General features: G+C 36.5%; 16 protein-coding genes and 1 pseudogene. 11 read left to right on the top strand and 6 right to left on the bottom strand.

From position 1 onward, the window contains the following. Both P8M54_RS01975 and P8M54_RS01970 read left to right on the top strand, forming a co-directional pair. Positions 1–429, top strand: a pseudogene (locus P8M54_RS01975) (endonuclease/exonuclease/phosphatase family protein); the annotation flags it as partial. Positions 430–509: 80 nt separating this feature from the next. Next, a complete protein-coding gene (locus P8M54_RS01970) occupies positions 510–1049 on the top strand; it encodes a 3-hydroxyanthranilate 3,4-dioxygenase (protein WP_300284440.1) in 540 nt (179 codons plus the stop codon). Between the two features lie 91 nt (positions 1050–1140). Here the strand turns inward: P8M54_RS01970 and P8M54_RS01965 are convergent, their stop codons facing one another. Then, the gene (locus tag P8M54_RS01965; protein WP_300284437.1) at positions 1141–2100 is read right to left on the bottom strand and encodes a 3',5'-cyclic-nucleotide phosphodiesterase; all 960 of its coding nucleotides are present in this window, start codon (positions 2098–2100) and stop codon (positions 1141–1143) included. 199 nt (positions 2101–2299) lie between these two features. Here P8M54_RS01965 and P8M54_RS01960 point away from each other — a divergent pair, with 199 nt between their 5' ends. Continuing rightward, positions 2300–3853 (top strand): aldehyde dehydrogenase family protein, encoded by a 1554-nt coding sequence (locus tag P8M54_RS01960; protein WP_300284434.1) that lies wholly within the window; start codon positions 2300–2302, stop codon positions 3851–3853. A 70-nt stretch (positions 3854–3923) separates the two neighbouring features. On the opposite strand, the gene P8M54_RS01955 is transcribed toward P8M54_RS01960, so the two are convergent. The 5 genes from P8M54_RS01955 to P8M54_RS01935 all read right to left on the bottom strand — a co-directional run bounded on the left by P8M54_RS01955 (position 3924) and on the right by P8M54_RS01935 (position 8335). Then, positions 3924–4421: a DUF6646 family protein gene (locus tag P8M54_RS01955; RefSeq protein ID WP_300284431.1), complete on the bottom strand. Its 498-nt coding sequence runs from the start codon at positions 4419–4421 to the stop codon at positions 3924–3926. 47 nt (positions 4422–4468) lie between these two features. Then, positions 4469–5194 carry a metallophosphoesterase family protein gene (locus P8M54_RS01950; protein WP_300284428.1) on the bottom strand — a complete coding sequence of 242 codons (726 nt, stop codon included), beginning with the start codon at positions 5192–5194 and terminating at the stop codon, positions 4469–4471. Positions 5195–5503: 309 nt separating this feature from the next. Further along, positions 5504–6652, bottom strand: coding sequence for an ATP-binding protein (locus P8M54_RS01945; protein WP_300284426.1), 1149 nt, complete (start codon positions 6650–6652; stop codon positions 5504–5506). 12 nt (positions 6653–6664) lie between these two features. Beyond that, positions 6665–7417: an SDR family NAD(P)-dependent oxidoreductase gene (locus P8M54_RS01940; protein ID WP_300284423.1), complete on the bottom strand. Its 753-nt coding sequence runs from the start codon at positions 7415–7417 to the stop codon at positions 6665–6667. Positions 7418–7462: 45 nt separating this feature from the next. Further along, positions 7463–8335: an aldo/keto reductase gene (locus P8M54_RS01935; RefSeq protein WP_300284421.1), complete on the bottom strand. Its 873-nt coding sequence runs from the start codon at positions 8333–8335 to the stop codon at positions 7463–7465. 211 nt (positions 8336–8546) lie between these two features. Between P8M54_RS01935 and P8M54_RS01930 the strand changes: the two genes are divergently transcribed. From P8M54_RS01930 to P8M54_RS01895, 8 genes are all read left to right on the top strand, one after another. Then, positions 8547–9551, top strand: coding sequence for a MoxR family ATPase (locus tag P8M54_RS01930; protein ID WP_300284419.1), 1005 nt, complete (start codon positions 8547–8549; stop codon positions 9549–9551). A gap of 79 nt (positions 9552–9630) precedes the next feature. Then, entirely contained in the window at positions 9631–10494 is an 864-nt protein-coding gene (locus P8M54_RS01925) for a DUF58 domain-containing protein (RefSeq protein WP_300284416.1), read from the top strand. A gap of 55 nt (positions 10495–10549) precedes the next feature. Further along, positions 10550–12181 carry a hypothetical protein gene (locus P8M54_RS01920; protein WP_300284414.1) on the top strand — a complete coding sequence of 544 codons (1632 nt, stop codon included), beginning with the start codon at positions 10550–10552 and terminating at the stop codon, positions 12179–12181. Next, entirely contained in the window at positions 12181–13182 is a 1002-nt protein-coding gene (locus tag P8M54_RS01915) for a VWA domain-containing protein (protein WP_300284411.1), read from the top strand. The genes P8M54_RS01920 and P8M54_RS01915 overlap by 1 nt, the downstream gene beginning before the upstream one ends. Before the next feature lie 97 nt (positions 13183–13279). Beyond that, positions 13280–14314, top strand: coding sequence for a VWA domain-containing protein (locus P8M54_RS01910; RefSeq protein ID WP_300284409.1), 1035 nt, complete (start codon positions 13280–13282; stop codon positions 14312–14314). 53 nt (positions 14315–14367) lie between these two features. Continuing rightward, positions 14368–15153 (top strand): tetratricopeptide repeat protein, encoded by a 786-nt coding sequence (locus P8M54_RS01905; RefSeq protein ID WP_300284407.1) that lies wholly within the window; start codon positions 14368–14370, stop codon positions 15151–15153. A 72-nt stretch (positions 15154–15225) separates the two neighbouring features. Beyond that, a complete protein-coding gene (locus tag P8M54_RS01900) occupies positions 15226–16968 on the top strand; it encodes a BatD family protein (protein ID WP_300284404.1) in 1743 nt (580 codons plus the stop codon). 38 nt (positions 16969–17006) lie between these two features. Then, positions 17007–17750, top strand: coding sequence for a tetratricopeptide repeat protein (locus tag P8M54_RS01895; protein WP_300284402.1), 744 nt, complete (start codon positions 17007–17009; stop codon positions 17748–17750). Positions 17751–17757: the final 7 nt, after the last annotated feature.

Raw genomic sequence — 17757 nt, 5'->3', positions numbered from 1 at the left:
GCCTTAAACCGTAAAATCATTGATTCCTTGCAACGCCTTAATCCTAAAGCCAAAGTAATAACCTTAGGTGATTTAAACGATGGGCCATTTAACAATAGTGTTAAAAAAGCATTAGGTGCCAAAGCTAAAAAAGCAGAGGTGCCACCCTTAGGTATCTACAATCCCTTTGAAGAAATGGCCAAAAAAGGGTTAGGAACAATTGCTTTTAGAGATTCTTGGGATATTTTTGATCAAATTATGGTGTCACAATCTTTGATAAGCAGTGATTTTTCGACCTACCAATATTGGAAAGCGGGAATCTATAATAAACCTTTTTTAATCCAAACATCGGGGCAATATAAAGGCTATCCCAAGCGACACTCACCAACCGAAGTGGGTTTCAGCGACCATTTCCCCGTTTACATTTACTTGATTAAAGAAGTAAAATAAGCGAACACTTTGTGAATTTGTAAAGCCAGCATCACAAAGCTTTTTAGTAAATTAGCACTCAATATATAATTCAAAAAAATATGGCAATAGCTAAACCGTTCAACCTGACTAAATGGATCGAGGACAACCGCCAATTATTAAAACCACCGGTGGGGAACAAGAATTTGTACATGGAATCTGGTGATTACATCGTGATGGTCGTGGCAGGCCCAAATGCGCGTAAAGATTATCATTATAACGAAACCGAAGAGCTTTTTTACCAACTTGAAGGCAGTATAAAAGTGATCATTCAAGAGGATGGTGTCCGTAAAGAAATGGAACTGAATGCTGGCGATATGTATCTGCATCCCGCCGAAACTCCGCATTCTCCTGTTCGCTTTGAGGGTTCTATCGGGTTGGTCATCGAGCGCAAACGTGCCGGTCAAGGTTTTGTCGATGGACTGCTTTGGTTTTGTGATAACTGCAATAATAAACTGCACGAAGTCTATTTTGAGTTAACGGATATCGAAAAAGATTTTTTGCCTCATTTCGAGCATTTCTATAATTCAGAGGATTTACGTACGTGCACTTCATGCGGAACCGTTATGGAGGCCGACCCCCGATTTGTGGCTCAAAAATAAGTGGTTTTAGGAGCTATTTCCTGCTGTACGTTCTATCTATTCCTTCTTAAAGAAAGAAGGAATAGGATGCCACTTCCATCAGGGCTAAGCGCTATAACTCGAATCGAACACCCTGCTCTGGAAAATAAAGATCCAATCCTAGATTGTTTTCTTGAATGAGCTGTTCCTTGATTTTTAGCATAGCGCTAGTAGGAGGCTTGAGGTGCGTTATGACAATTTTACAACTCTGCAAGGCTTTTTCTCCTGTTAAGTTGGCTAAAACCTCTAACTCTTCCAGTAAGAGTTTTGGTGTTAAGTGGCCGTATAAGGAACCTTCAGGCTGCTCGTTTGGAAACGATACTTCAATAAATAAGCCTTTGAGTTGTTTGTTTTTTATTAAAGGTGCAATGGCTACCCATAAGGAAAATAAGTGGGTGCTTTTTTCTACACGATCGGCTCCCGTATCGCCTAAGTATAGCGCATAAGCGTCTTTGTCTTTTAATAAAAAAGCAGTGCTTTCATACGGATTTACATGACTTAAAGGGAAAGCCTTTACCGTCATTGTAGTATTGTTAATAGCAGTTGATGTAAGTGGTTGCAGTGTTTGGAAATGGTATTTCTTAAGCGGAAACCCCAGACCTGCATCACCAAAATTAGCCCAAGTTTCACCATTAAAATAGTGTTTTTGCATCAGTTGCATGCATTGATTCGTGGCATAAACTGTCTTAGCGGCATCTGTAGGTGAATTGATAATTAATCCTGATACATGATCTAGGTGAGCGTGGGAAATAAAATAGCCTTTGATGTACTCTTGTAAAACAGTGTTAGCGGATACCGTGAAAGTAGTATTTGCAATTGCTTTTTCTATTCCCGCATTGATCGTTCCTGCATCTAAACAGATGTAGTCCTGACTGTTTATTGGCGCGAGTAGATAAGCTGATAAATTGGTTTCGTCACTACCACCTTTAACTCCTAAAGGCACCACTTGAAAACGCGACAAACTTGTCTTTTGAGCAAAACCGCAATAGGTAGTACCAAATATTAAAAGTGTAAAATAGAGAATAGCGCGCATAGGATGATTTTAAGTCTTATTTAAAAAAGTAAATTTAAGGTTCTTTATTTAAATCTAATTTATTGTCGATAGTATTTACTTGCTCGGTATTTATTTTAACTTTACTCTAAGATGTTATTTTATAGTTTGATTCTATAAATCCAACTTGAAATAGTATATTTGTAATAAGAATATAACAATTTTAACCAAAAAAGTTACAATGATAACAATAGCAAATCAATTCGGAATGAAAGAGGCTTTGACTCAATTGGGTATAAAGGACATAAATGAAGGAACTTCAACAGGATTAAATCACTTTTCAAATGGAGATCTACTCGAAAGTTTTTCACCTGTAGATGGTCAATTGATTGCCAAAGTTAAAACCACCACCGCTGCTGATTATGAAAAAGTAATGGAGTCAGCAACTGCTGCTTTTAAAACTTTTAGAACAATGCCAGCACCGCAACGTGGAGAAATTGTACGTCAGTTTGGAGAAAAATTACGTAAAAATAAAGAAGCATTAGGTAAGCTCGTTTCTTATGAAATGGGTAAATCCTTGCAAGAAGGATACGGTGAAGTCCAAGAAATGATTGATATCTGCGATTTCGCAGTAGGACTTTCTCGCCAGCTACATGGATTGACCATGCACTCGGAGCGTCCAGGACACCGTATGTATGAGCAATACCACCCAATGGGAGTGGTTGGAATCATTTCAGCATTCAACTTTCCAGTAGCCGTTTGGGCGTGGAACACCGCACTAGCTTGGATTTGTGGAGATGTTTGCGTTTGGAAACCATCTGAGAAAACGCCATTGTGTGGAATAGCTTGTCAAAATATTATAGCTGAGGTTATCAAAGAAAATAATTTGCCTGAAGGAATCTCGTGCTTGATCAACGGTGATTACAAAGTGGGTGAAATGATGACAAGCGATAAACGCGTACCATTAATTTCAGCTACGGGTTCTACTCGCATGGGGAAAATTGTAGCACAAACTGTGGCGGGACGATTAGGTAAATCATTATTAGAATTAGGTGGAAACAATGCAATTATTGTAACACCCGATGCTGATATTAAGATGACTGTTATTGGAGCTGTATTTGGAGCAGTTGGTACGGCGGGACAACGTTGTACTTCAACGCGTCGTTTAATAATTCATGAAAGTATCTATGAAACGGTTAAGGATGCTGTGGTTTCGGCTTATGGTCAATTGCGCATAGGAAACCCATTAGACGAAAACAATCACGTAGGTCCAGTTATTGATACGCATGCGGTACAAATGTACAACCATGCCCTTGCTAAAGTTGTGGCTGAAGGTGGTAAAATTTTAGTTGAAGGTGGCGTGCTTACGGGAGAAGGGTATGAAAGTGGTTGTTATGTTAAACCAGCGATCGCTGAGGCCGATAACTCATTTGAAATCGTTCAACACGAAACTTTTGCACCCGTATTATACTTGCTTAAATACTCCGGAACGGTAGAGGATGCTTTAGCGATTCAAAACGGTGTGGCGCAAGGTTTATCATCAGCGATTATGACTAATAATTTACGTGAAGCAGAATTGTTCTTATCTGTTGTAGGATCTGATTGCGGAATTGCAAATGTAAATATTGGTACTTCGGGAGCAGAAATAGGTGGTGCTTTTGGTGGAGAAAAAGAAACGGGTGGCGGAAGAGAATCAGGATCGGATGCTTGGAAAGTGTACATGCGTCGTCAAACAAATACCATTAATTATACTACTAGTTTGCCTTTGGCACAAGGAATCAAATTTGATTTGTAGTAGGATCACACTATAAAAAAAAGGCAATGTGAATTTTCAAATTGCCTTTTTTTATGCTTTTATCCGATTATTAAAAATTAAATGCAGCTCCAATATTCAATGCAAATTGATTGTTTAATCGTCCAAAACCAGTTACAGTTTTGTCATATTTCGCAATTGGTACACTGGCCTCAGTAAATAAACCAAAACCATCTGACAAGAAATAACGAAATCCTAAATGCCCACCAAAATTTTTCAATCCTAAATCAATTCCAGGATATAGATCCATTTTTGATCCAAGTTCAAATACATCTCCCAAGTTGGCATTAAATCGCGCTTTCAAATCTATACGATCTTGGAAAACTGGAATTTCACCCAAGGCGTTTGCCCGAACAGAAAGTAAATAATTACCAGTTAATCCCACCGAAATATTTTCGCCTAGTCCAAAATCCGTAGAGAGGTAAATACCAGTTCCACCATCTTGCAGGTTTGTTCCTATTTGCCCTTTAGCGTCCCCTTTTCCTTTATAGGCTTGTGCTTGTATCATGCAAGCAGTAAAAAGAACCAAGGCAGTTAGTACTTTTTTCATGATTTTTATTTAAAAATTTGTAGACTATAAATGTAGCTTTTTTTAGGCTAATTTCGGCCCTTTTCCTCAAAATACAGCTGATGTAAGGGTTCGCTTTGCCAAAATTCTTTTGTATCCACATCCATAATTGTTAGTGGTCCTTTGAAGGCTGCTCCTGTATCTACATTCCAAATACACGCTTTTTGTACAGGTACTGTCATGCCAATTCGGGTAACCGGAGTATGTCCTATATACACTTCATCGTATAATGTCAATCTTTTTGGATACAATAAATCATTTGGCTTGATACTAGGGTCAAGTGATAGCGCCGTTTCCCATAGGGTACGATCCCAATAAAATAATTTAGGATAGAACTCATATTTAACACCATTCATATTCGTGAATCCCGCATGAACAAATAATCGGTTTTTTTCGTCCAAGTGATAGTCATCTAACGAAGTTAAGAATTGAATATGTCGTTCTTTAGTCTCTGATTGCACTTTGGCGTAAGCATTAACAGTCGCTTCGCCACCATGGTTGTACCATAATAAATTGTCCTTACTTTCTTGAAGCCAATGCAATAAGAGTTCGTCGTGATTTCCTCTAATAAAAACACAGCTATTGGTCGAACGTAGTTCGATTAAATAATCAATGACTTGGGGCGACTGACTCCAGCCGTCGACATAATCTCCTAAAAAAATTAAACGGTCTTTTGATGTAACCTGGGCTCTTTCTATAATTTGGTGTAGGGCGCGTAAACCGCCATGTATATCACCTATAACAAGTGTTCTCATTTTATGTGTGGTCAATCGGGATTATACAAACAACGTAAGGGTTGTTTTTTCTAAAAAGATAAAAATAAACAAAAGAGTTAGGAAGCGATAATTTTTAACGGTTTTTATTTTTGGTACCAGTAAATAAAGATGTTTTTGCTTAGTTTAAAAGAGGTAAAATATCACTAAATTTAGTGATTGTTTAGTGTTAATTATTTTTTGTAACTTTACAAAAACATACAAACACGAAACAGATGAACACACTTATTACTTTGTCGATATTGATTATCAGAACGATACTAAGTTTACTAAATGATGTGTTATCTTTTTTTAACCTTCACCTTTAGTATCGTACTTCATTTTCCTGACTACTCTCATGGCTTCCTTGAAGGAAGAATAAACAGTAGGATATACCTTAAGTAGTGTTTTAGCGTCTATTAGTTTTTCTCTAGCTTCCACAAATCCATTTAAATAACAAATAAGTAGTGCTGAGGGTAAGTTTTCTAAATCCTTAAGGGCTCTCTCATTCAATTGAAAACCTTTTTTTAGGGTAAGCAGCAAGGCCAAGTTGGCGTTGTAAATATGATAAAGTACTTTTTTATTGTATTCAGGTGGCTGAAAAAGCATTTCGCTTTCTATTTTATAATAGCCATTTTCATAAAAATAAATCGTTTTTTTCTCTAACGGATAATAAGTTGTTTTATCATTTAACCCTAACGGGATGTATTCAACAATTGTAAAACTATCTTCGTCATAATTGATGGTGACCACATCTTGAGCGGAATAAAACAGTTTAATTTGCTCATTGATTAGCTCAATATCCACTCTTGACAAAAAAGTCTTGTCTCTAATTTTTTTTGGAATACCGGCCCAACAAATAACGAATAGCTCCTTAAATACTTTGTACTTAGGCGACATGTCTTTGTGTCTAAAATTCATGAAATCAAAAACACCATCTAAAGTATATTGTATATTGTTTCGTGAATTATTTTCAATATCAATGACTGTCTCCGTATTTAGGTAATTTTTTTCAATAGGTTCTATCGTAGGAGTAGTGTTACTACCGCGTCGTATAAAGGTACTATTTGCAATAATGGTATGAATTCCTTTTTTAAAATGCGAAGGTTTGTTTTTTGGTTTAATGGTCACTAGTCCTACAACCTTGTCTTTGGGTAAATTAGGAAAAGGAACGTTTTCGTATTGAATTTTAGGAGGGTTTTCTAGATAAGCATTCACCAAATTCTGAATCCGACTATCATCAAAAAAATCATCTCCAATTATTTCATTGTCTTGGTCCTCAACGCCCACTACAATATAGGAATTGTTGGCCGGATTAGAGTTGGATAAGGCGCAAATGTGTTTTAGGAATTTGGCCTTACCTTCTCTAGTATGTAAGTTCAATTGGCGCTTTTTATCGTAAAAACTGCTCTCGTCATTATGAGCGAGTAAATTTTTGATTAAAAGGCGTTTATTGATCATAGCGCTTTTTTTTTAATCTCTTTTTACAATTGTTGATGAAGCTTGTGCGGTACTCATTACGATCAAATCAGCGATATTAACATGATAAGGTCTTGAGACTACAAAATGAATAATATCGGCTATATCCGCTGCTTGAAGGGGCGTAAATCCCTTATATACATTTTCAGCGCGGTTGGAGTCGCCTTTAAATCGTACTTCACTAAACTCGGTTTCAACCATACCTGGATGAATGGCGCCTACGCGAATTCCAAACGGATTTAAGTCAATACGCATTCCTTGATTTAAGGCGTCCACAGCATGTTTGGAAGCACAATAAACGTTTCCATTTGGGTATACTTCTTTGGCAGCCGTAGATCCAATATTGATAATATGCCCTGATTTTCTTTCGATCATTTGCGGGATCACCGCTTTAGAAACATATAAAAGTCCTTTTACGTTAATGTCAATCATCGCGTCCCAGTCGTCAATGTCTCCTGTTTGAATAGGATCTAGGCCATGCGCATTTCCAGCGTTGTTTATCAATACATCGATAGTTGAGAAATTTTCAGGCAAATTATGTATCGATTCGAATACACTATTTTTGTCCCTTACATCAAACTGCAGGCAGTGCACCTCGGTAAAAGCACTTAATTCTTGTTTGAGTTCAAGTAAACGATCTTCTCGTCTGCCGCATAAAATAACGCGGTAATTATTTTTGGCTAAAATTTGGGCTGTTGCTTTACCAATGCCGCTGGTAGCACCAGTTATTAAGGCTGTCTTATTCATTTTTATTTATTTATGGTATTTCTCGTTTAATGGTCAATTTTTAAATTAAGGAACATCTTCTCCCATGCTTTCAGACCAAATTGCGAACCAATCTTCTTTTTCTAACTCTAAGGCGACGGCTTTGTGTAATGCTTGGATACGCGCGACATTCACGGTACCCGCTATCGGTATTACTTTAGCAGGATGTTTTAAAACCCATGATAATAAAAGGGTGTCGGATCCTAAACCATATTTAGAGACGAGTGTAGCTAATAATTTTTTCAAGCGGTGGGTTTGCGGCAAATCAGTTCTAAAAACAGATCCTAATGGATTCCATGACATGGGACGAATATTGTGGATTTGCATATAATCCAAACTACCATCAAGCATCGGCTCGTAATTAGTAGCTGAAAATTGGATTTGGTTGTAATTTACGGCTGTTTTTTGACGAATTAAATCGGTTTGAGAAGTTGTGAAATTAGACAACCCAAAATCGATAATTTTACCATCTGATTTTAACTTTTCAATTGCTTCGGCAATTTCATCTGATCGCATCAAAGGGCTCGGTCTGTGCAATAAAAAAACGTCTAAATAGTCTGTTTGTAAATTAGTTAAAGAGCGTTCAGCTGATGCAATTATATGTTCTTTAGAGTAATCGTAATGTTTGATTTTGTTATTGCGGTTTTCGGCAGTCATCTGAATTCCACATTTCGAAATTAACTGCATTTTATCTCGTGCAATTTGGCTGGCTGCAAATGCTTTTCCAAAGGCTTCTTCGGTCGTGTAGGAACCGTAAATATCGGCGTGATCGAAAGTGGTAATTTTGTTTTCTAAGCAAATTTGAATCATGCTTTCCATTTCATTTATGGTCAGGTTTTTATCCCAAACACCCCAGTTCATGGTTCCAGCAATTATAGGTGATAATGTTGTTTTAGTCATGGCTTTTATTTTTATTCGAAATCACTAATATTCGGATTTCTAGGTATATTTTTCAAAGTTCTTAAAAATATAAAAATTGTATCATAATTCGTCCTTAAAATTAAGGGGTTGACGGAAGTTTTAACCATTTTTTAACATCTTACCTCTAAAAAAAATTCAATTTGCACTCTCAAATATAAGGCATTAAATTCAAGGTTTTAAAAATAATAATATGGAAGAGAATACATCGACTTTAGACATTAGAGCAATCAATGAGAAGATAGAGAGAGAGAGCGCATTTATTGACCTTCTATCAATGGAAATGAACAAAGTGATTGTGGGTCAAAAGCACATGGTTGAACGATTGTTGATTGGATTACTAGGACAAGGACACATTTTATTAGAAGGAGTACCTGGATTAGCGAAGACTTTAGCAATAAACACTTTGTCGCAAGCAATTCATGGCTCTTTTAGTCGTATTCAGTTTACACCAGATTTATTACCTGCCGATGTTGTAGGTACAATGATTTACAATATTAAAGCAAATGAATTCTCGATCAAAAAGGGACCTATTTTTGCCAATTTTGTCCTTGCCGATGAGATTAACCGTGCGCCTGCCAAGGTACAATCAGCTTTGCTTGAAGCGATGCAAGAAAAGCAAGTAACTATTGGTGATACTACTTTTAAACTAGACAGACCGTTCCTAGTACTAGCAACTCAAAACCCTGTAGAGCAAGAAGGAACGTACCAATTGCCAGAAGCGCAAGTGGATCGTTTTATGCTAAAAACAGTTATTGATTATCCTAAAATGGATGAAGAACGCTTAGTAATTCGTCAGAATTTAAAAGGAAGCTACGAGAAAGTAAACCAAGTCGTTTCAGTAGAGCAAATTTTACGTGCTCAAGAGGCAGTTCGTGAGGTTTACATGGATGAGAAAATAGAAAAATACATTCTAGATATTGTTTTTGCAACGCGTTACCCTGAGAAATACAAACTAGCTGAATTGAAGCCTTTGATTAGTTTTGGTTCGTCTCCGCGTGGAAGTATCAATTTAGCTGTAGCGGCGAAATGTTATGCTTTTATCAAACGTCGTGGGTATGTTATTCCTGAGGATGTACGTGCCGTAGTGCATGATGTATTGCGTCATAGAATTGGAATTACCTACGAAGCAGAGGCCGAAAATATTACGTCAGTAGATATCATTAATAAAATCGTAAACGAAGTAGAAGTTCCATAAAGTGAATAGTAATAAGTGAATCGTACGGAGCCTTGGCTCGTTACTATTCACTATTCACTAATTACTAATTACTAAAAAAATGGATACAAAAGACCTTTTAAAAAAAGTACGTAAAATAGAAATCAAAACCCGAAGATTGAGTGATCACATCTTTTCGGGGGAATACCATACGTCGTTCAAAGGCCGCGGAATGACATTTAGTGAAGTACGCCAATATCAATACGGAGATGATATTCGAAATATTGATTGGAATGTTACCGCACGTTACAACGAAGCACACGTAAAAGTTTTTGAGGAAGAGCGGGAGTTAACCATGATGCTAATGGTTGATATTTCGGGTTCAGAAAGTTTTGGATCTAAAAATCAATTCAAGAAAGATATTGTTACCGAGATAGCAGCAACAATGGCTTTTTCAGCAACGCAGAATAATGATAAAATAGGACTGATTTTGTTTTCAGACCAAATTGAATTGTATATCCCTCCTAAAAAAGGCCGTTCGCATGTACTGCGTATTATTCGAGAATTGATTGAATTCCATCCGCAAAGCAACAAAACGGATTTATCGCAAGCGTTAAAGTTTTTGTCCAGCACACAAAAAAAGAAAGCCATAGTATTTGTGATCTCTGATTTCATGTGCGATGGCTACGACCAAACTTTAAAAATTGCTGCCAAGAAGCATGATATCACGGGTATTAGAGTGTACGACAGTAGAGAACAAAGTATGCCTAACCTAGGAATGGTGCCTATGCTTGACGCTGAAACGGGCACGGTCCAATTAGTTGATACAGGATCAAAATCCGTTCGCTTTAATTACGAAAAGTATTATAATGAACAGCTAAATTATTTTAAAGAAACGTTTAGTAAATCAGGTTCAGGAGTTGTAAATACAAGAGTTGATGAAAGCTATGTAACCAAGCTATTAGGTTATTTTAAATCGAGATAAAGCATTTTCCCAAATCCTCCTGATAGAGGTGTTGAAAACAAATGTTTCAAACAACATGAAAAAAAATATATACCTACTTATACTACTACTATGTTCTACCGTTTTTGCACAACAAAAACGAGTAGTAACTAGCATAGATACTACAAGAAATAAAATAGGCGCCGAGTTTAAACTAACAGTCAAAACTTCAGTAGATACCTTATCTAAAGTGGTGTTTCCTAATTTAAAAAATATCGGTGCGTTGGAGGTTATTCAATCCTATCCGGTAGATACGGTTAAAAATAACGACCGTTATGAGTTAATCAAAAAGTATGGTTTAACACAATTCGACTCCGGGAAGTACACGATTCCAAGTATAAAAATTTTGATCAATAGCAAATCCTACATGACTGATTCTATCGCTGTAGGAGTAGCGAATGTGCAAGTAGATACATTAAAACAAAAAATGTATGACATCAAGGACATTCAACCTGCAGCTGATGAAATTGGAAATTGGTGGAAGTATCTTTTAGTATTGGCACTAATTGCAGGTATTGGAGCCGCGATTTATTGGTACATCAAAAAATACCAAAAGAAAAAAATAGAAGCCGAAGTCTATAAAACACCAATTGAAAAAGCGACAAGTTTGCTCAACAGTTTGGAACAAAAAGAATTATGGCAAAAAGGAGAAGTAAAAGAATATTACAGTGAACTGACGGATATCGCTCGTAATTATATTGAAGAAGCGATTGAGATTCCGGCAATGGAAAGCACCACTTCTGAATTGATTGTAGCTTTAAGAGCGGCTTCTCTAAAAAAGAAAATGAGTGTTTCGCAAGAAACCATCGAAAATTTAGAGCGTGTATTAAAACAAGCCGATTTGGTGAAGTTTGCCAAATCGAAACCACTTGACTTTGAAATTACGGAGGATAAAAACAAAATTCAAAAAGCAATTTTGACTTTGGACAATGCTATTCCTGTTGAGGTTCCTGAGGAAGAGGATACTTTATTAAACGAAGCGCAACGTCAAAAACAAGTACAAATTCAGCTCAAGAAAAAACGAAACAAGCGTATCGCTATAACTGTCGCTTCGGTATTATTTTTATTGATTCTAACAACGGGCTATTTTATAGCGACTAAAGGGTTTACCTATGTAAAAGACAATATTATTGGGCATCCTACTAAGGAATTACTCGAATCAGAATGGGTAAAAAGTGAGTATGGAAATCCAAGTGTTTTGATTGAAACGCCTAAGGTTCTGAAACGAATCGATTTGACTAAGTCGCTACCTAAAGAAGGTTTGGCACTCATCAAGGACATGCAGTCTTTTGTGTACGGAAGCTTTGTCGACAATTTCTACTTGATGGTTTCTACCGTTAATTACAAGCAAGAGTCACAAATTGATTTGAAAAAGTCAATGGAGGTTACATTGCAAACGCTAGAATCGCAAGGAGCGAAAAATATGATCGTGAAACAGGAAGATTTCCAAACTGCTGAAGGTATTAGCGGACTTAAATCATACGGAACGTTTTCAAGAGTGAATGACGAAACGAATAGTAGAGAAGATTTGTATTATGAAATTGTTTTATTCAGTCAAAACGGTGGCTTGCAACAAATTCTAATTTTCCATGAGCAGGGAGATACCTATGCAGATCAAATTGCAGAACGCGTTTTAAGCTCTGTCGAATTAAAAATAGCAACTAAATAATGGGAAAATTAACATTTTTAAATCCTGAGTTTTTCTGGTTGTTTCTATTGATACCACTGGCCGTATTTTGGCTTTTTTATAAAAGAAACCAACAGGTAGCCACCCTAAAAATTAGTTCAATTAAAGGATTTCAAGGAAGCACTTCACTGTTAGTAAAGTTAAAGCCGTATCTAAGCGTATTGCGATTAGTTGCTTTGAGTTCATTAATTATTGCTTTGGCACGACCAAGAACAGTTGATATTAGTAATAAAACTAAAACGACTAAAGGGATCGATATCGTGATGGCAGTTGACGTTTCAGGAAGTATGTTGGCCAAAGATTTAAAGCCTAACCGAATGGAAGCCTTAAAAAGAGTAGCTGCTGATTTCGTCCAAGAACGACCTAACGACCGTATTGGACTGGTTGTTTATGCGTCTGAAGCCTACACGAAGACTCCGGTTACAAGTGATAAAGCGGTAGTTGAAGAAGCCATAAAAAGCATTAAATACGATAATGTTTTGCAAGACGGAACAGGAATTGGAATGGGATTAGCAACTGCTGTAAACCGATTGAAGGATAGTAAAGCCAAGAGTAAAATCGTCATTTTGCTAACGGATGGAGTTAACAACGCCGGATTTATTGAGCCTGAAACAGCTGCTGATATCGCTAAGCAATTTGGTATTAAAGTGTACACAATAGGTTTAGGTAGTAACGGTATGGCCGAATCACCTTATGCAGTAGGACCGAACGGTCAATTGCTTTTCCAGATGATGAAAGTAGAAATAGACGAACAGTTGATGAAAAACATTGCTCGTAAAACTGATGGAAAATATTTTAGAGCTACCAGCAATGATAAATTGGCCGAAATATATAATGAGATCAATAAATTAGAAACAACCGAGATCGAAGAATTAAAGTTTTACGATTATGACGAAAAGTATAGGGCATTTGTGTGGATTGCAGGTCTTTTATTATTGCTTGAAATTGGATTAAGAAATACGGTTTATAAAAGTTTTATTTAAAAATGGAGTAAAGAGAGTTAAAAATGGCTCTCTGTAACGTAAAATAATTTAGTGTACTTTGTGCTAAGCCTTAGTGCCCTTAGTGTTTATTAATTATATGGAATTAGACGAAATAAAATATTTATACTTACTTTTTTTACTACCGTTAATCGTAGCATTATTTCTTTTCAATATGTATTGGAAACGAAAAAAGCAACGCGAGTTTGGTGATTTAGAAGCGATTAAGTTATTAAGCCCAGATCGATCGGTTTTTAAACCGGTTTTTAAGATTGTCGTGGTTTTAGTAGCGTTGGCTGCCTTGATAATAGGTTTAGTGAATCCAAAGATTGGTACTAAGATGGAAACCGTGAAGCGTGAAGGAATAGACATTGTATTTGCAATGGACGTTTCTAAAAGTATGCTAGCCGAAGACGTTGCACCCAACCGTTTGGATAAAAGCAAGCAAATTGTGTCTCAAATCATCAATCAATTAGGAAATGACCGAATAGGAATTGTTGCTTATGCAGGAAATGCTTTTCCGGTTTTACCAATTACAAGCGACTATAGTGTTGCTAAGATGTTCTTGCAAAGTATGAATACGGACATCGTTTCTTCAAGAGGAACTTCTCTTGATGAGGCTATCAAATTGTCAGCTACTTATTTTGATGAAAAAAGTAAAACAAGCAAACTCTTGATCTTAATTTCGGATGGTGAAGACCATTCAGAAGGAGCACAAGCCGCAGCCGAAGAAGCCAATAAGTTAGGCATGCGAATTATAACGGTTGGTGTGGGTATTGAAAAAGGAGGTACGATACCTTTAAAAGTAAACGGAATTGTTCAAGGATACCAACGGGATCAAAACGATGAGGTCGTTGTTACCAAATTAAACAAACCCGGTTTAGAGCTTATCGCCAAAGTAACCAAAGGAGGTTATGTAAGCGGAAATAATACGAAGGAAGTTTTGGAATATGTCAAAAAGACCTTAGATACCATTCAAAAAACAGAATTTGAATCGACTCAAATGGCCGATTTTCAATCGCAGTTTCAGTGGTTCATTGGTTTTGGTTTTGTATTGTTGCTGTTAGATCTTTTCTTATTAGAGAAAAAAACGAGCTGGGTTAAAAAGTTAGACCTATTTAACGAAGAAAAATAAATGTCAAGTCCGTCAGGTTAAAAACTGATTAGGAGTAAGATAACAAAATAAAAATGAAAGATTTTAAAACCTACTTATTTACTTTTTTTGCACTGTTCTTCATAGGAGCGGCGCCGCTTTTGGCGCAAGAAAAAGATAAAAGTTTGCCTGCAGCAAATGAGGAATACGTTGCCAAAAATTTTGCGGATGCGGAAGCTGATTACCGAATTTCGAATTCAAAATTCCCTAATCGTTCCGTAGCACCTTTTAATTTAGGAAATGCAATTTACAAGCAAAATCAAGCATCGGAGGCAAAGTACGCTTACGCAAAAGCACTAAAGAACGCAAAATCCAGACTGCAAAAACACAAGGCTTTCCATAACCTTGGAAATGCTTTCATGAAAGAGAAAAATTATACCGAAGCGGTTGAAGCCTATAAAAATGCTTTACGTAACGGTCCTTCTGATGAGGAAACAAGGTACAATTTTGCTTTAGCGAAGAAAATGCTAAAAGAAAATCCGCCAAAACAAAACAAGGACAAGGATAAAAAAGACAAGGACAAAGACAAAGACAAGAAGGATCAAGATAAAAAAGATCAGGACAAGAAAGACCAAGATAAAAAGGATCAAGACAAGAAAGACCAAGATAAAAAGGATCAAGACAAAGATAAAAAAGACGATAAAAACAAAGACGGCAAAAATAAAGAAGACAAAAAACCACAACCTAAACCGGGCGGGATTTCTAAAGACAGATTAAACAACCTTCTTGATGCTGTAAATAACGAAGAGAAAAAAGTACAAGACAAGGTAAATGCCAAAAAAGTAAAAGGGCAACCGACCAAGACCGAGAAAGATTGGTAGTCAAAAAAATGAAGTAAACAAGTCGACAAAAAGACAGTACATACATAATGAATACAGGGATTGAATAAAGCAATGAAAAAATATTTATTTTTAGTTCTATTAAGTTTTCAAGGACTTTTAGCTCAAGTACAATTTGAGACCAAAGTCAGTAAAACAACACTTGGCCTTAATGAAAGACTTCGAGTTGATTTTGCTATGAATATTGACGGCGACAATTTTAATGAGCCTTCTTTTGATGGATTTAGAGTGATTGCAGGTCCAAGCCAGCAGGTAAGTCAGTCTTGGATTAATGGTAGAAGCTCTTTTGAGAAAATCTACTCTTATTATTTGATTCCAAATCAAAAAGGAACCCTAACCATTAAATCAGCTACTATTGAATACAACGGACAAGTTTTTAAAACTAGTCTTGTCAAAATTACGGTAACCAATGCTATTGAGATACCCAAAGACCCAAGCGATGCAAGTATTTCAGCGGAAGATAATTTGCATTTAATTGCCGAAGTTTCTAAAACCAATCCGTATGTAAACGAGCCCATTACGGTAGTGTACAAATTGTATTTTAGCAATTATATTGGAATAGGTAATTTTAGAGAATTCGGAAAACCAAAGTACAATGATTTTTGGAGCCAAAACATTGATTTTAAACAATTTGTTGAAGAAGGTAATTATAAAGGAGAACGATACCGCTATATTGTGCTTAAAAAAGTGGTTTTGTATCCTCAAAAGTCGGGTAAACTAAGTATTGAACCATTGGCTTTAGATATTGATGTTCAACTACCGTCTAATCGCAGAGATGTTTTTGGACGTCCATTGATAACCGAAGAAAGCAAGCGTGTCTCTGCCGGAGCTAAAACCATTGCAGTAAAAGCGTTGCCAGAAGTAGGAAAACCGGATAGCTTTTCGGGAGCAGTGGGTACTTTCGATTTTAAAGTAACACCGTCTAAAAACAATTTAAAGAACGGCGAAAGCTTGGATTTAGTAGTTAGTGTGGTTGGAAAAGGGAATATGAAATTATTTTCTTTGCCTAAGCCAATAGTTCCAAATGCGCTAGAAATGTACGACCCTGTTCATAACGAGGATGTGAATACTTCACTTGCTGGTATGTCAGGAAAAATTAGTGATAGCTACACGATTATACCGCAGTACCGTGGGAACTACCCAATAAAACCGCTCAAATTCTCCTATTTTGACCTTAGCAGTGGTACGTATAAAACCATAAGTTCGCCTCAAATTGTAGTCAATGTTTTAGAAGGTCCTACGCCTGCTGACTCGACTAGTGCGGCAGGGAAAAACGGAGGTACGGTAGAAGTACGTCAACAATTTAAATCAGTTAAGACAAAGACCAATTTAGTAGCGACTGCTAAGGAAGATTTCTTTGGGTCACAATTGTTTTACATACTATTGTTGTTGCCAGTTGTAATGGTGCCTGTCATCATATTAGGTAAAAATAAGAAAGAAGCCATGGACGGAGATATTGTTGGAAACCGCATAAGAAGAAACAATAGATTAGCAAAGAAATACTTATCGCAAGCCAAAAAACAAATCAATAATAAAGAACTGTTTTATATAGCTCTGGAAAAAGCAATGCATAATTTCTTGAAAGCAAAACTAAATATCGAAACTACTGAAATGAGTAAGGCCAATATCCAAGAACTTTTGCTGTCGAGAAATGCAAATATCGAGCAAGTAAATGATTTTATTGCCCTGACAGAAAACTGTGAGATTGCAAGGTATGCGCCTTCGACAACAGCAACCATTCAAAATGATTATGATAAAGCGGTCTCTATCATCTCTGACCTCGAAAAACAGATATAACAATTGATTCTTGCTAATTTGCAATTGAAAATTAGAAAATGAAAAAACTAGTCTACTTATTTTTATTAATAACCCAAGCGTTCTTTGCCCAAAGTGGTTTTGAAGCCGGGAATAGTTTGTACAAAAAAGGACAATACCAGCAAGCTATCGATGCTTACGATGCTGTTTTGGCAAGCAAAAAGCAATCGGCTGAATTGTATTTTAATATTGGTAATTGCTACTACAAACTAAACAAAGTGGCGCCAGCAATTTACAATTACGAGAAAGCCTTGGTGATAAGTCCTAACAATCAGGATGTACTTAATAATTTAAAATTTGCTCAAAAACGCACGGTTGATGAGGTAAAAGTGATTCCTAAAGTCGGTTTTGAAAAACTGTTACGCGATTTTACAGCTATTTATGATTACGATAAATGGGCTTGGTTGGCGATTGTGTTCTCTGCATTATTTTTGGTAGGTTTTATTGGGTATTATTTTTCAGCAGCATCTGTGCTAAAAAGAGTCTTTTTTGTAAGTATGTTTCTGATGTTAATTTTTGTACTAATAAGTGTTTCAGCAGCGATGTTCGAAAAAAATTATGCGGTAAACGAAAGACCAGCCATTGTTTTTGCTGACAAAACAGAGGTTAAAAGTGAGCCTCAAAACAAAAGTTCGAAAGTAATTGACCTTCATGAAGGAACTAAAGTTTATGTTAAAAAAGTAGAAGGTCGCTGGAAAAAGGTACAACTAACGGACGGAACCGAAGGTTGGATCGAAAGTGAAGCGATTCGTGAAGTGAAGTAAAAGCTCC

The sequence above is a fragment of the Flavobacterium sp. genome (assembly GCF_029242675.1).
GTDB lineage: Bacteria > Bacteroidota > Bacteroidia > Flavobacteriales > Flavobacteriaceae > Flavobacterium.
The sequence above is the reverse complement of the archived record's forward strand: the minus strand, read 5'-3'. Positions and strand labels throughout refer to the sequence as shown.